General features: G+C 69.4%; 15 protein-coding genes. 7 read left to right on the forward strand and 8 right to left on the reverse strand.

The genetic code is table 11. The features are described from left to right. The first annotated feature begins 17 nt into the window (after window positions 1–17). Window positions 18–914, forward strand: coding sequence for a phosphoserine phosphatase SerB (serB, locus tag AC0IY1_RS03615; RefSeq protein WP_103710462.1), 897 nt, complete (start codon window positions 18–20; stop codon window positions 912–914). A gap of 142 nt (window positions 915–1,056) precedes the next feature. Here the strand turns inward: serB and AC0IY1_RS03620 are convergent, their stop codons facing one another. From AC0IY1_RS03620 to AC0IY1_RS03635, 4 genes are all read right to left on the reverse strand, one after another. Next, window positions 1,057–2,595 carry a DegQ family serine endoprotease gene (locus tag AC0IY1_RS03620; RefSeq protein ID WP_471767796.1) on the reverse strand — a complete coding sequence of 513 codons (1,539 nt, stop codon included), beginning with the start codon at window positions 2,593–2,595 and terminating at the stop codon, window positions 1,057–1,059. A gap of 106 nt (window positions 2,596–2,701) precedes the next feature. After that, window positions 2,702–3,655: a protease modulator HflC gene (gene hflC, locus AC0IY1_RS03625; protein WP_055956460.1), complete on the reverse strand. Its 954-nt coding sequence runs from the start codon at window positions 3,653–3,655 to the stop codon at window positions 2,702–2,704. Beyond that, complete coding sequence (gene hflK / locus AC0IY1_RS03630) at window positions 3,652–4,824, reverse strand: FtsH protease activity modulator HflK (protein WP_055956462.1); 1,173 nt, start codon at window positions 4,822–4,824, stop codon at window positions 3,652–3,654. The genes hflC and hflK overlap by 4 nt, the downstream gene beginning before the upstream one ends. A 75-nt stretch (window positions 4,825–4,899) precedes the next feature. Further along, entirely contained in the window at window positions 4,900–5,136 is a 237-nt protein-coding gene (locus AC0IY1_RS03635) for a hypothetical protein (RefSeq protein WP_471767799.1), read from the reverse strand. 166 nt (window positions 5,137–5,302) lie between these two features. Between AC0IY1_RS03635 and AC0IY1_RS03640 the strand changes: the two genes are divergently transcribed. Continuing rightward, a complete protein-coding gene (locus tag AC0IY1_RS03640; protein ID WP_471767800.1) occupies window positions 5,303–5,995 on the forward strand; it encodes a dihydrofolate reductase in 693 nt (230 codons plus the stop codon). A gap of 9 nt (window positions 5,996–6,004) precedes the next feature. Here the strand turns inward: AC0IY1_RS03640 and AC0IY1_RS03645 are convergent, their stop codons facing one another. Further along, complete coding sequence (locus AC0IY1_RS03645) at window positions 6,005–6,799, reverse strand: thymidylate synthase (protein WP_471767965.1); 795 nt, start codon at window positions 6,797–6,799, stop codon at window positions 6,005–6,007. Between the two features lie 108 nt (window positions 6,800–6,907). Next, window positions 6,908–7,735 (reverse strand): lysostaphin resistance A-like protein, encoded by an 828-nt coding sequence (locus AC0IY1_RS03650; protein WP_471767801.1) that lies wholly within the window; start codon window positions 7,733–7,735, stop codon window positions 6,908–6,910. 429 nt (window positions 7,736–8,164) lie between these two features. On the opposite strand from AC0IY1_RS03650, the gene AC0IY1_RS03655 reads away from it, so the two are divergent. Further along, a complete protein-coding gene (locus AC0IY1_RS03655) occupies window positions 8,165–8,818 on the forward strand; it encodes an SspB family protein (protein ID WP_471767803.1) in 654 nt (217 codons plus the stop codon). A gap of 238 nt (window positions 8,819–9,056) precedes the next feature. Here AC0IY1_RS03655 and AC0IY1_RS03660 read toward each other — a convergent pair whose 3' ends face one another. Next, entirely contained in the window at window positions 9,057–10,463 is a 1,407-nt protein-coding gene (locus tag AC0IY1_RS03660) for a cytochrome P450 (RefSeq protein ID WP_471767968.1), read from the reverse strand. Window positions 10,464–10,653: 190 nt separating this feature from the next. On the opposite strand from AC0IY1_RS03660, the gene fumC reads away from it, so the two are divergent. Genes fumC through AC0IY1_RS03675 form a run of 3 tightly spaced genes read left to right on the forward strand, consistent with a single transcriptional unit; the run spans window position 10,654 to window position 12,549 of the window. Continuing rightward, window positions 10,654–12,066 (forward strand): class II fumarate hydratase, encoded by a 1,413-nt coding sequence (gene fumC, locus AC0IY1_RS03665; RefSeq protein ID WP_471767805.1) that lies wholly within the window; start codon window positions 10,654–10,656, stop codon window positions 12,064–12,066. A 14-nt stretch (window positions 12,067–12,080) separates the two neighbouring features. Then, window positions 12,081–12,272, forward strand: a complete 192-nt coding sequence (locus AC0IY1_RS03670; RefSeq protein WP_103710419.1) for a DUF4169 family protein — start codon at window positions 12,081–12,083, stop codon at window positions 12,270–12,272. 58 nt (window positions 12,273–12,330) lie between these two features. Next, complete coding sequence (locus AC0IY1_RS03675) at window positions 12,331–12,549, forward strand: ribbon-helix-helix domain-containing protein (protein WP_471767806.1); 219 nt, start codon at window positions 12,331–12,333, stop codon at window positions 12,547–12,549. Here AC0IY1_RS03675 and AC0IY1_RS03680 read toward each other — a convergent pair. After that, window positions 12,499–13,338, reverse strand: a complete 840-nt coding sequence (locus AC0IY1_RS03680; RefSeq protein WP_471767807.1) for a helix-turn-helix domain-containing protein — start codon at window positions 13,336–13,338, stop codon at window positions 12,499–12,501. The genes AC0IY1_RS03675 and AC0IY1_RS03680 overlap by 51 nt on opposite strands. 88 nt (window positions 13,339–13,426) lie before the next feature. Between AC0IY1_RS03680 and AC0IY1_RS03685 the strand changes: the two genes are divergently transcribed. Then, the gene (locus tag AC0IY1_RS03685) at window positions 13,427–14,428 is read left to right on the forward strand and encodes an MBL fold metallo-hydrolase (RefSeq protein WP_471767809.1); all 1,002 of its coding nucleotides are present in this window, start codon (window positions 13,427–13,429) and stop codon (window positions 14,426–14,428) included.

The following is a 14,428-nucleotide window of genomic DNA, read 5'->3' on the forward strand; positions in this document are numbered from 1 at the left end:
GCGTGGAAAGCTCCCGGATGACCCTCGTCGCGATCCTGATAGCAAACGAGAGCCGCCCCGCCATCACCGATGCGGTCCTGGCCGAGACCCGCGCGGTGATGCGCACCGAGCATCAGCCCCGCATCCTGCACGGGGAGGTCGCGGCCGAAGTCCTGGTCCCGGGCGCGGAGGCGGATGCGCCGTCCCTGGCGCGCCGCCTGCGCGCGGCGCTGGCCTCCGAGCCGATCGACGTGGCCGTCCTCGACGCCGGGCCGCACCGGCGCAAGCGCCTGTTCCTGGCCGACATGGATTCGACCATGATCGAGCAGGAATGCATCGACGAGCTCGCCGACACGATCGGCCTGAAGGACCACGTCGCGGCGATCACCGAGCGCGCCATGCGGGGCGAGATCGCCTTCGGCCCGGCCCTGCGCGAGCGCGTCGCCCTCCTGCGCGACGTGCCGGTGGACAAGATCGACGCGCTGATCGCCGAGCGGATCACTCTGACGCCGGGCGGCCGCACCCTGGTGCAGACCATGAAGGCGCACGGCAGCCATACCTGCCTGATCTCGGGGGGCTTCACCCTGTTCACCGGGCCGGTCTCGGCCCGGATCGGCTTCGACGAGGCCCAGGCCACCACCCTCGGAGTCCGGGACGGCCGCCTCACCGGCGAGGTCATCGAGCCGATCGTCGACAAGGCGACGAAGCGCGCCACCCTGATCGCCCTGCGCAGCCGCTTCGGGCTCGAGGCCCCGGAGACCCTGGCGGTGGGCGACGGCGCCAACGACCTCGACATGCTCGGGGAGGCCGGCCTCGGCGTCGCCTTCCGGGCCAAGCCCAAGGTGGCGGCGGCCGCACAGGTGCGGATCGACCACGGCGACCTGACCGCCCTGCTCTACCTCCAAGGCTATGCCTCGGCCGAATTCGTGGGCTGAGCGGCGCCTCGCCACGCACGAAGACCAATCGCGCCGGATCGCCCCGCCGCGCAGGCGTGCGGGGGGACGGCGTCCCACCCGCCGAAACGAAACCGCCGCCCTCACGGGCGGCGGCTTCAGAGCGTCTCGCGGCTCGGCAGGATCAGTCGATCCCGAGGGCCACGAAGCGGACGTCGCCGCTGGCGCCGGCGACGAGGAGCAGGACCGACTTGCGGCCGTCCTTCTTGAGCTGGTCGATGCGCTTGCTGACATCGGCCGGGGCGTTCACCGCCTCCTGCCCGACCTCGACGATGACCTCGCCCGGCTTGATCTGCTTGTCGGCCGCCGTGGAGTTCGGATCGACGCGGGTGACGAGGACGCCCTTGAGGCCGTCCTTGAGGCTGTAGCGCTTGCGGGCCTCGTCGGTGATGCCCGACAGGTTGAGGCCGAGCACCTGGCGCACGGCGCTCTCGGGCTCCGGCTGCTTGACGCTGGCGAGCGTCGGCTTCTCGGTGTCCTCGAGGCGGCCGAGGGTGACCGATTTCGTGGTCTCGGCACCCTTGCGGATCACCAGCACGTCCACCGTCTTGCCGACCGGCGTCGAGGCGACGATCCGGGGCAGGTCGCTGGACGACTTCACCGCCGTGCCGTTGAACTTGACGATGACGTCGCCGATCTCGAGGCCGGCGGCCTTGGCCGGGCCCTTCTCGTCGACGCCGGCCACCAGCGCGCCCTTGACCCCGTCCTTCATGTCGAGGGCCTCGGCGGTGGTCTCGTCGACGTTCTGGATGCGCACGCCGAGCCAGCCGCGGCGGACCTCACCGAACTCGCGCAGCTGGTCGATGACCTGGGAGGCGTTGTTCGACGGGACCGCGAAGCCGATGCCGACCGAGCCGCCGGTGGGCGACAGGATCGCGGTGTTGATGCCGATGACCTCGCCGTTCATGTTGAACAGCGGACCGCCGGAATTGCCCTTGTTGATGGCCGCGTCGGTCTGGATGTAGTTGTCGTACGGACCGGACTCGATGTTGCGGCCCCGCGCCGAGACGATGCCGGCCGAGACCGAGCCGCCGAGGCCGAACGGGTTGCCGATGGCGATGACCCAGTCGCCCGGGCGCATCTTCTCGGAATCGCCGAACGGCACGGCCTTCAGGGGCTTGCCCGCCTCGGGCTTCACCCGCAGCACCGCGAGATCGATCTTGGCATCCTTGCCGATGATCTCCGCCTTCAGCTTGGTTCCGTTGTGCAGGATGACCTGGATGTCGTTGGCGTCGCCGATGACGTGGTTGTTCGTCACCACGATGCCGGAGGCGTCGATGATGAAGCCCGATCCGAGCGAGTTCGACTTGCGCTGCTGCGGCTTCGGCCGGTCGGCTTCGCTGCGGTCGCCCCCGCCGCGCTGGCCGCGCTTGTTGAAGAATTCCTCGAACAGGTCCTCGAAGGGCGTCCCCTGCGGCAGCTGCGGGCCGGAGCGCGTGTTCGGGCGGGCATCGACGGTGGTCGAGGCCGAGATGTTCACCACCGCATCGGTGACCTGATCGGCGAGGTCGGCGAGGGATTCCGGGCCCTTGGCGAAGGCCGGAGCCGGGACGCCCGCCACCGCGAGGGAGGTCGCCAGCGCCGCGGCGGCGAGGGCGGAGCGCAGGCTGCGCTGGAGCGCTCGGGAACGGGGCGCCCGGACGGCGCTCGCAACGGGAAGCATGGTCGACCTCATGTGTGTCTGGACGGTCTTAGATCGTCCGCGCCGGTCCCCGATCAAGAGTCCGGCGGCGAACCAGGGTCCGCCGCCGGCGTGTCATCGGGTCTCGTCAGCGGGTGCTGCCCGTCGTCCCGGGCTCGGCCGGAGCCCGGGTGCGGGCGGCCGGCGTCGCCGGAGTCCGGCCCTGCGGATCGCTGAAGTAGCGGAAGAAGTCCGAGGACGGGCTGATCACGAGCCGCGTGTCGGAGCCCTTCAGCCCGGTCTCGTAGGCCTGCATGGAGCGGTAGAAGCTGAAGAAGTCCGCGTCCTTGCCGTAGGCTTCCGCCAGGATCCGGTTCTTGTCGGCGTCGCCCTGGCCGCGCAGGGTCTCGGCCGTCTGGTTGGCTTCCGAGAGCAGCACGGTGACGTCGCGGTCGGCCTTGGCCTTGATCGTGACCGCGGCCTGCTCGCCGGTGGCCCGGATGTCGGCCGCCTCGCGCTGGCGCTCCGTCGTCATGCGCTTGTAGACCGCCGAGCTGTTCTGGGCCGGCAGGTCGACGCGGGTCATGCGCAGGTCGACGATCTCGACGCCGAGCTCCTTGGCCTGCCGGTTCACGTCCGCCTGGATCTGGTTCATCAGCTCGGCGCGCTGGGTCCGGACGATGGCGTCGCGGGTGGAGCGGGCGAGCAGGTTGCGCAGGGCCGAGTTGGTGAAGCTGGCCAGCAGGGTGTTGGCGCGGGCGATGTTGTTGGCCGACTGGTAGAACTTCAGCGGATCGATGATCCGGTAGCGCGCGAAGGCATCCACCTCGAGGTTCTGGCGGTCGGTGGTCAGCAGGGTCTGGACCGGCAGGTCGAGGTCGAGCACCCGCTTGTCGAACAGGACGACGTTCTCGAAGAACGGCAGCTTGAAGTAGAGGCCGGGCTTGTCGGTGCCGGTCTGGTTCAGGACGGCGCGGACGCCGCCGAAGCGGAGCACCAGGGCCTGCTGCATCTGGCCGACGGTGAAGACCGAGGCGTAGAGGCCGACGACCACGGCGGCGGCCACGATCATCAGGCCGGTGCGGAGGGCTTGGTTGTTCATCGGGCCACTCCACCGGCAGCGTTGCGGGGACCGAACTCGGTCAGCGGCAGCACCGGCAGCACGCCGGCCGCGCTGGCGCCCGGGCCGGCACCGGCTCCGTTCTGATCGATGATCACCTTGTTGACCGAGCCCAGGACCCGCTCCATCGTTTCGAGGAAGATGCGCTCGCGGCTGATGACCGGGGCGACCTTGTAGGATTCGTAGACCTGGCTGAAGCGGGCGGCCTGTCCGGTCGCGTCGGCCGTCGACTGCGTCTTGTAGGCTTCCGCCGCCTGAATGATCTTCTGGGCCTCACCCTTGGCGAGCGGCACCTTCTGGCTCTCGTAGGTGCGCGCGTCGTTCTTGGCGCGCTCGGCATCCTGCTGCGCCGCGTTCACGTCGAAGAAGGCGGGCCGCACCTCCGGCGGAGGCTGCACGCTGACGAGCTGGACCAGCTCGATGCGCACGCCGGCGCCGTACTCGTCGAGGGCCTTCTGGGTGATCTCGCGGACCTCCTGGGCGACGCTCGACTGCTCGTTGGTGAGGATCGGCTGGATGTTGCGACGGCCGACGACCTCGCGCATCGCGCTCTCGGCGATGGCCTTGATCGTGCCCTCGGGGTTCTCGAGGTTGAAGACGAAGTCGGACGCCTTCAGGGGATTGATGCGCCACTGCACCTCGAAGTCGAGGTCGACGATGTTCTCGTCGCCCGTGAGCATCAGGCTCTCCTCGGGCTTGTCGACGGTGCGGCTCTGGTTGCCGAGCCCGGCGCGGTAGCCGATCTGCACGCTGTTGACCTGGCCGACATTCGGCTTGGTCACGGCGCCGATGGGGGCCGGGAAGTTGTAGTTCAGGCCCTGGCCGGTGGTGCTGAGGTAGCGGCCGAAGACGGTCTCGATGCCGACCTGCTGCGGCGCCACGGTGTAGAAGCCGGTCGCGAGCCAGACGGCGACCACGATGCCGCCGGCGATCAGGAGGCCGCGGCCGCCGCCGAAGGAGCCGCCCGGGAGCACGCCGCGCAGGCGGTCCTGGCTGCGTCGCAGGAGTTCCTCGAGGTCGGGCGGGGTCTTGCCGCCACCGCCGCCGCCACCGCCCCACGGGCCACCCCCGCCGCCATTGCCGCCGCCGCCTCGGCCCCAGGGCCCTCCCCCGTTGCCGCTACCGCCGCCGCTCTGATTGCTCCAAGGCATGCTCGCCGATCTCTCCTGTTCCAGCAGCGTCTGCGCCGCGCACGAAGCCCACCCGCGCTCTCCGCCCCGGCCTCCTCAGGAGGCGGGCCGGAACTCCCCCGCGTGGACAAGAGTGTTGATCTCGTCGTGACCCGACCCTGGCACCTGCGTGGGCGCACGGGATCCTGTCAAGATTGCCACTTGGGCATCGCGGCGCCATTCCGCAACAGCGACATAGCGCTCCGCTTGAACCTTGGTCACGGGCCGGAGGATAAAGCCGCCAGCATCATAAAACACGCTTTCTTCCTGGTTTGGCAAACGCACCAGAATCATGGTTGACGTGCCCCTGAGGCGCAGCGCGCTTCCGCAGGATTGTTGGTCAGGGCCGCGTGCCGCCCCCTCTCCTATGAGACCTCCACGCAAACTTAACCGCTTGCGCTCATCGTCGACGAAATTCCGGCAAGCTCAAATCGCCTCGGCCTCAAAACGAAATTGAGTAATGAAACCGATCGAACGCCTGATGCCGTCAATTTCATATATCGTGGCTCGGAGCAGTCCCGGTGGTGTAATCGGCTGCGAAAATCAGTTGCCCTGGAAGCTGAAGACAGACATGAAGTTCTTCCGGTCTGTCACGCAAGGCCATGTCGTTATCATGGGCCGCAAAACATTTGAATCTCTCGGTCGACCACTTCCAAACCGCACAAATATTGTTCTTTCGACAGAAAAAGGTGCACATTTCGAAAATACAATATGGGTCAACACCCGTGAAATGGCACTATATATTGCAGACTTTTATTCTATTATTGCCGGTAAATCTGAGATATTCGTTATCGGTGGAGCTCAGATCTATAAAGTATTTGATCAACTTTTCACTAAAATCTATCTCACAGAAGTATTCCACCATTTTCCGAATGGTGACGCATACTTCAATACAAAATTTGACTTGCGAGAATGGGACGTTATTCAAAATCAGAAGCACACCGCTTCAGAGCTTGACGAATTTGATTTTCAGATTTTGGTCATGGATAAGAAAAGAAAGTATACTAGAGTTAGAAACATCTCTGAATTTTACGTAGATAACGAAGTTCCTCAAATTAAGAAAGATCTACCGAAATTAACGAAAAATCTTAGCAGCGACACTCTGGGCGTAGAGGAACAGATTTCACTTCCCTTCGCAAAAAGGGTCGCTTGAAATTGTTTGTCAGACGGCCACCGGGGCGCGGATCGCCGGATGGGGGGCGTAGCCTTCGATCGCGACGTCCTCGAACCGAAAGTCGAACAGCGAGGTCACGGCGGGATTGAGCACGAGGCGCGGCAGCGGACGCTGCGCCCGCGTCAGCTGCAGCCGGGCCTGTTCGAGGTGGTTCACGTAGAGGTGGGCGTCCCCCAGGGTATGGATGAAGTCGCCGGGCCTCAGGCCTGTCACCTGGGCGATCATCGCGGTCAGGAGGGCGTAGCTCGCGATGTTGAAGGGCACGCCGAGGAAGACGTCCGCCGAGCGCTGGTAGAGCTGGCACGAGAGCCGCCCCTCGGCGACGTAGAACTGGAACAGGCAGTGGCAGGGCGCCAGCGCCATCCGGTCGAGGTCGGCCGGGTTCCAGGCCGAGACGATGAGGCGCCGGGAATCCGGGTTGCGCCGGATCTCGTCGAGCACCCAGGCGATCTGGTCGACGCTGCCGCCGTCGGGCTTGGCCCAGGAGCGCCACTGGTGGCCGTAGACCGGCCCGAGGTCGCCGTTCGCATCCGCCCACTCGTCCCAGATGCTGACGCCGTTGGCCTGGAGGGCGCGCACGTTGGTGTCGCCCGTGAGGAACCACAGCAGTTCGTGGATGATCGAGCGCAGGTGCAGCTGCTTCGTGGTGACGAGGGGAAAGCCCTCCGCGAGGTCGAAGCGCATCTGATGCCCGAACACCGAGAGGGTGCCGGTGCCGGTCCGGTCGTCCTTGCGCACCCCGTCCTGCAGGATGCGTTCGAGAAGCTGGTGATAGGCGTGCATCGCGGCTCCGAGGCGGGGGTCCCCGGAATACCCCGAAGCGCCGGGGCTGGCGAGGTGGCGGGCCGGGGCGTCAACAGGTCGTGCCATCGCCCCGCCTCCGCGCCGGCCTCAGCCGACGGCCGGCCCCAGCACGTAGGCGATCATCGCGAGGTTGCTCCAGGCGTGGAGCAGGATGCCCGGCCAGAGCCGGCCGCTGCGCCAGCGCACCCAGCCGAGGATGAGCGCCAGGGGGATGAGCGAGACCGGCCGGGCGAAGCCCGCGGGGGTGAGGTGCGCGCCGGCGAAGAGCAGGGCCGTCGCCAGGATCGCCCCCCGCGCCGTGAAGGCCTCCCGCGCCCGGGCGAACAGGGCCCCGCGCATCAGCAGCTCCTCCGCCACCGGGGCCAGGACGAGCACGTAGGCGAACCACAGGGCCGCCGCGGCCGGGGTCAGCCCGGGCGACAGGGCAGTGTGCCGGCCGATCGGCATCCGGAACAGCTCGGCGCTGCCGGTCACCCAGGTGATGTGGAGCACGGGCCAGACCAGCAGGATCACGGCGAAGCGGCGCACCGACAGGCCCGGGGCGCCGGCCCCCCAGGGCGGCGGCAGCGGCGGGACCAGGGCCAGGGTCCGGCGCCAGGCCGCGCCGTCGCGCCAGCGCACCGCCCCCACGACCAGGAGGGCGAGGACCAGCTGCCGCACCACGTCCACGGAGAGTTCCCGCAGGGCGAGCTGGCGGGGATGCAGGCGCGGACGGTCCCCGCCCAGCACGGCGACGCCGTCGATCCAGTCGCCGCCCACCCGCACGATCACCAGGGCGAGGAGGGTCGCCACCGCGAGCGCTAGGAACGCCGCGACGGCCAGCCCGACCAGCGCCGCCGCGGCGCCGAGGCCGGTGCGGACCCGGGACGGCCGCGGCCGTGCGGGGGCGGACCCGCCTGCCGGCACCTCGGGCATCGGCGCCCCATCATCGGGCTTCAAATGCTGCGGCACTCCCACTATAATCAAGGCGTTGGCCGAAAGGCTCGGCGAGGACGGGGATCCGGCGGTGCCGGAACGGCTTCGAGACCCGAACGGTAACCCGGCAGCCCCTCTCCGGACCACGGGCTTTTGGACGCAAGGGTCCGAGGCTCGACAGGCCCCGGGTTTTGGCGGAAGCTCGGTCCGTTGCAGGGATCTCGGTCAGTGCCGCGCCGGGCAGCCGCCGCGTCGCGGATCGTTCGGGGCGGGCGTCCCCGATGGGGCGGAAGCCCGGATGGCCGCGACGGCTGTTCAGGCAGGGTTCTGGGAGGGCCGGGCATCGGCGTTCCCATTCGATTTTCATCCGACCCGGAGCGCCATCGCGGCGTGTGACGGCGGGCAGTGACCGGGCATAAGCGACCGCAGATGGCAGACGACCTGATCCGCTACGATCTTCTGGTGCAGGACGCGCTGCGCGGCGTGGTGCGCAAGGTGCTGACCGACGCGGCCCGCGAGGGGCTCGCGGGCGAGCACCACTTCTACGTCTCGTTCCGCACCGAGGCGCCGGGCGTGCGCATGTCGCAGCGCCTGCGCGAAAAGTACCCGCAGGACATGACGATCGTGCTCCAGCACCAGTTCTGGGACCTCGGCGTCAACGAGCACACCTTCGAGGTCGGGCTGTCCTTCTCCGGGGTGCCCGAGCGCCTGCTGGTGCCCTTCGACGCCCTGACGGGCTTCTTCGACCCCTCCGTCCAGTTCGGCCTGAAGTTCGACCTCAGCGAGGGCACGGAGACGGCCGCCTCCGAGGAGGATTCGGAGGAGGCGCCGGCCCTGGCCGGCAAGACCCCGCCCCGCGGCGCCGCCTCGGAGCCCACCGAGATCAAGCCGAAGAGCACGGGCCTCGCCACCATCGGCAGCGCCGTCCCCAAGATCGGCTCCGGCACCGCACCGGCCCCCGCCGCCCAGGCCGCGAAGTCGGAGGACGGGTCCGAATCGAAGCCGGCGGCCAAGAAGGCCGAGGACGGCGGCGAGACCAGCGCCGAGGTCGTCAGCCTCGACGCCTTCCGCAAGAAGAGCTGACCGAAGCAGCGCCGACGCGGACGCTCACCGGGAAAACCGAGCCGTCGGTCCGGGTCGCCGCAGGCGGGCCCGGACATGCAAGCCCGAACCGCCGAGGGCTTCAAGTCCTGCACCTCGTGCGGGTCTGGATCCCCGGCGCCGCCGTGCGGCCCCGGGCTGACGCGGTGCCGCGCGCGGGTACTGCCCCCGAGACCGCCTGGATCGAGGCGACGGCCCTTCGGACAGGACAGCGCGTCCCTCACCCCCGCGGATGCACCGTCATGTGCAGCCCGTGCTCCGGCCGCAGCGTGACGCGGTGGAGCGGGACCACCGGGGCGTGGTCGTCGGCCAGGGTGAAGCGCGCCGCGCGGGCGATGTGGGCGAGCACCACCACCGCCTCCTGCAGCGAGAAGCTCTGGCCGATGCAGACGCGGGGGCCGGCCCCGAACGGCAGGTAGGCGAAGCGCGGGATCGCGGCCCGGGCCTCGGGCAGGAAGCGCTCGGGCATGAAGGCGCCGGGCTCCTGCCACAGGGTCTTGTGGCGATGGAGCACGTAGGGCGCCACCATCACCAGGGAGCCCTTGGGGATCTTGATGCGGCCGATCCGGTCCTCCGCGATGGCCTGCCGGCTCAGGAAGGGCACCGGCGGGAACAGCCGCATGGTCTCCTCCATCACGGCCTTGGTGTAGGGCAGCGCATCCGCGTCGAAATCCTGGCCCGCCGGCACGGCATCGACCTCCGCCTCGATCCGCGCCTGGGCGGCGGGGTCCTGCGACAGGCAGTAGAGCGCCCAGGTCAGGGCGTTGGCCGTGGTCTCGTGGCCGGCGGCGATGAAGGTGACGATGTTGGCCTTCACCTCGAGGTCGGTGAGGCCCTTGCCGGTTTCGGGGTCCTGCGCCTTCAGGAGGAGCGTCAGCAGGTCGGCGGGCGCGGTCCCCTGCGCGATCAGGGCGCGGCGGCGCTCGATCAGTTCGTCCACCACCTCGGCGAAGAAGCGGAGGGCAGGCCGCGCCCGCAGGCGGCCGATGCGCGGCACGAAGCCCGGCACCCCGAACACGTCGAGGGGGTCGATCGGACCGACCGATTCGAGGAAGCGGGTGATCGCGCGGCCCAGGGCGTCGGGGTCGCTGGCGAGGCCGTTGGTGAAGATCGTCCGCTCCAGCACGTCGAGGGTGACGCGGGTCATCTCCAGGGCGACGTCGATGCGGGTGCCGTCGCGGCGGGCCAGCCGGCGCGCGATGCGGGCACCGGCGGCGTTCATGGCTCCGTTGAAACCGAGCACGTGCCGGGCCGAGAAGATCGGCGCCAGGGTCCGGCGCTGCAGCTTCCACTCCTCGCCCTCGGCGGTGAGCAGGCCGTTGCCGAGGCCGGGCGCCAGGACCCGCCGCTGCAGGTCGTCCTTGCGATAATTGGCGGCGTTCTCGACGTAGAGGTAGCGGATCAGGGCCGGGTCGCTCACCACGGTGACGCGCCCGAGGGCGCCGTCGGCGGCCACCACCGGCTTCTCGAAATGCACGTCGAGCCAGGTCGTCAGCGGGTTGGCGCGGGCCGCCTTGAGGAAGCCGAACAGGCCCGGCTGCTCGCGCAGGGGCTTCGGGACCGCGGGCCGGAACCGGACCGGCGCGGCCGGGTCGACCCCGGCGTGGCCGGTCTGGACGTCGCCCATCCGGGTTTCGTCGATCGGGGCTTCAACGCGGGCGGCGGCACTCGACATCGACGACACTCCGGGCCCGGGCTCCGGGCTGATAAACCATGACAATTCGGCGCCGGGCACACGGCCCGCTGGACCTGCGCCATCGCGCTCCGACCACGTGCGGTTTAAGTAGGGTCCGCTTGAACCAGACGAAGAGGCCACGATGTCGCCCACCGAGACGCCCGCCACCCGCACCGAGTCCGACACCTTCGGCCCGATCGAGGTCCCGGCGCATCGCTACTGGGGCGCGCAGACGCAGCGCTCGATCCAGAACTTCAAGATCGGCACGGAGAAGATGCCGGCGCCCCTCGTCCACGCCCTCGGCATGGTCAAGCAGGCCGCCGCCCTGGTGAACCAGGATCTCGGCGCCCTCGACCCGAAGGTGGCCCAGGCCGTCGCGGCCTCCGCGGCCGAGGTGGTCTCGGGCGAGCACGACCAGGAATTTCCCCTGGCGGTCTGGCAGACGGGCTCCGGCACCCAGTCGAACATGAACGCCAACGAGGTGATCGCCAGCCTCGCCAACGAACTGCTCGGCGGCAAGCGCGGCGGCAAGTCCCCGGTCCATCCCAACGACCACGTCAATCGCGGCCAGTCCTCGAACGACGTCTTCCCGACCGCGATGCACATCGCGGTCTCGCGCGAGATCAACGACCGGCTGCTGCCCGCTCTCCAGCACCTGCAGGACGCGCTTCAGGCCAAGTCCGAGGCGTTCGCCAGCATCGTCAAGATCGGCCGCACCCACCTGCAGGATGCGACCCCGGTCTCCCTCGGCCAGGAGTTCTCCGGCTACGTGGCGCAGGTGGCCCTCGGCACCGAGCGCGTGAAGGCGACCCTGCCGGGCGTGCTGGCGCTGGCCCAGGGCGGCACGGCGGTGGGCACCGGCCTCAACGCCCATCCCGCCTTCGCGGAGAAGTTCGCCGCCAAGGTCGCGGAGCTGACCGGCCTGCCCTTCACCTCGGCCGCCAACAAGTTCGAGGCCCTGGCCACCCATGACGCCCTGGTCTTCACGCAAGGCGCACTCACGGCGCTCGCCTCCGGCCTGTTCAAGATCGCCCAGGACATCCGCTTCCTCGGCTCGGGCCCGCGCTCGGGCCTCGGCGAGCTCTCGCTGCCGGAGAACGAGCCCGGTTCGTCGATCATGCCCGGCAAGGTCAACCCGACCCAGTGCGAGGCGCTGACGATGGTCTGCGCCCAGGTGATCGGCAACGGCACCACCGTGAGCTTCGCCGGCAGCCAGGGCAATTTTGAGCTGAACGTGTTCAAGCCGGTGATCGCCAACGCGGTGCTGCAGTCGATCCGCATCCTGGCCGACGCGGCCGTGAGCTTCACCGACAACTGCGTCGTCGGCATCAAGGCCAACGAGGACAAGATCGCCGACCTGATGAGCCGTTCGCTCATGCTGGTGACCGCGCTCGCCCCCTCGATCGGCTACGACAAGGCCGCCGAGATCGCCAAGACGGCGCACAAGAACGGCACCACCCTCAAGGAGGAGGCCCTGCGCCTCGGCTACGTCACGGCCGAGGAGTTCGAGCGGGTGGTCCGCCCGGAGACGATGCTGGCGCCCAGCGCCGAGTGAGGGAGTCGACCGGCATGGCGGAGATCATCAACCTGCGTCAGGCCCGCAAGGCCAAGGCCCGCGACGTCAAGGAGGCGCAGGCGGCGGACAACCGCATCGCCTTCGGCCGCCCGAAGAAGGCCAGGACCCTGGCGGAGGCCAAGAAGGCGATCGCGTTCGCCCGCCACGAGGGCCACAAGCTGGTGGGGCCTGATTCCGAGGGGTGATGGGGATGGCGGCTGCGCATCTCCCTCTCGCTCCTGCGGGAGAGGGTCGGGCATCGGAATGACCACCGGCATCACCAAGCGCTCGGTCATGATTGCCGGCCACCGGACCAGCGTCTCCCTGGAGGACCCGTTCTGGGAGGTCCTGCGGGAGATCGCGGCGGGTCGCGACCAGTCCGTCCAGGCCCTGATCGGCGCCATCGATGCCGGCCGGGAGGGCCAGAACCTCTCATCGGCCCTGCGGGTGTTCGTCCTGACCAGCCTGCGCGATCGCGCCTGAGCGTCGCGACGGGATCGGGCGGCGGATGTCCTGCAGGCTGTAGGACGCCGGCACGCCGAAGGTCCGGCGGAAGGCGTTGGCGAAATGCGCCTGGTCGGCGAACGCCGCCTCATGGGCGGCCCCGGTGAAGTTGGCACCGCGCACGACGGCCTCGATGGCGCGGCGCATGCGCAGCCAGCCGCGATAGCGCCGGAAGGGGACGCCCATGGTCGCGCTGAAGAGGTGCTGCATCCGCGACGAGGACAGGGACGCCGCCATGGCCAGCCGTCCCGCGCTCATCCGGGCCTCCGGCCGGGCCCGCAGGTCGACGAGGATGTCCGCGATCCGGGGATCGACCGGTCGGTCGACCCGCCGGGCCGCGAAGCCGGACAGGTCGGCGACGGCCGCGCCGGCCCAATCGCAGGCGTCGCGGTGCTCGAACAGCGAACGCAGGGCGCCGATCTCCCCGCTCATGCTCACGAGGGCGGTGCCGACCGTCTCGGCCGGACCCATCAAGCCGGTCAGGGCCCAGGCTCCGGCATCGGGCTCGCGATAGAGGACGCCGATCGGCGCACCGGCGCAATCCAGCTCATGCGGCATCCCGGCCGGGATGAAGGCCGTGCGGCAGGTGATCCACGCCCCCGGCGCGAAGCGGATGCGGAAGGCCTCGTAGAGCCCGGCGAGGTAGACCGGGGCCCCGTGCTGGTGGCTGGCATGGTTCGTCAGCGGCCCCGCGTAGAGCGTATGCGCGCCCTCGACATGCCAGAGCGGGACGGGCGAGGTGCCGGGCGGCGCAGCACGTTCGTTCAAGCTGAGCGCCCTCCCGCCGCGATAGACCGTTGGCGACCGGTCCCACACCCATCCTGACGGAACCGGCTCTCTCGGGAAACTCCCAGCGATGACCGAACTCACCCGCCGTCATCTCGCCGCCACCCTGGTCGCCGGCCTCGCCCTGCCGAGGTCGGCCCTGGCTGGCACGTCCACCCCGAACCTGGCCCCGCACGTCCTGGCCCCAAACGTCCTGGTCGATGGGCTGCATCACATACGCCTCGGAACCTTCACCGTCACGGCCCTGCGCGATGCCGACGCGGTCATCGACGGACCCTGGCCGATCGTGGGCGAGGACCGTCCGAGGGCGGAGGTCGAGGCTTTGATGCGCGAGAACCATCGGCCGGCGGACCGTTTCCGCCCCGGCTTCACGCCGATCCTGGTCCGGACCGGCCGCGAGACCGTTCTCTTCGACACCGGGAACGGCGCCGTGGGCTTCATCCCGCGCCCGGCCGGCGGGCAGCTGGCGCAGCGGGTTCGGCAGGCCGGGCTGTCACCGGAGGACATCGACCTCGTGGTCCTGACGCATTGCCACACCGACCATATCGGCGGTCTCCTCGAGGACGGGGGCCCGCTCTTCCCGAACGCCCGTTACGTCGTGGGCGAACGGGAATTCGCCTTCTGGACGGATGACGATCGCCTCGCGGGTGCGCCCGAGGGCAACGCGTACCGGTCGGCCCGCGTCTTCCGCAGCCACCTGCTTCCCCTCGCCGACCGGATTCGCCTCGTCTCCCCGGGCCAGACGGTGGTTCCGGGCATCGATGCCGTGGCGGCCTTCGGCCACACGCCGGGGCACCTCGCCTTCCACGTGGAGAGCGCGGGCCAGCGCCTGCTGGTCTGGGGCGACAGCGCCCATCACGAGGTGGCCTCGCTGGCCCGGCCCGACTGGCACGCCCTGTTCGACATGGACAAGGCGGCCGGCGCCGCCACCCGGCGGACGATCTACGACATGGCCGCCACCGATCGTGTCCTCGTCGCCGGTTACCACACCGACTTCCCGTCGCTGGGGTACGTCGTCCGCGACGGACTGGGATATCGCTGGAGCCCGATGGCGGAGCGGCCCCGGCGCTGA

The sequence above is a fragment of the Methylobacterium sp. AC690 genome (assembly GCF_979256535.1).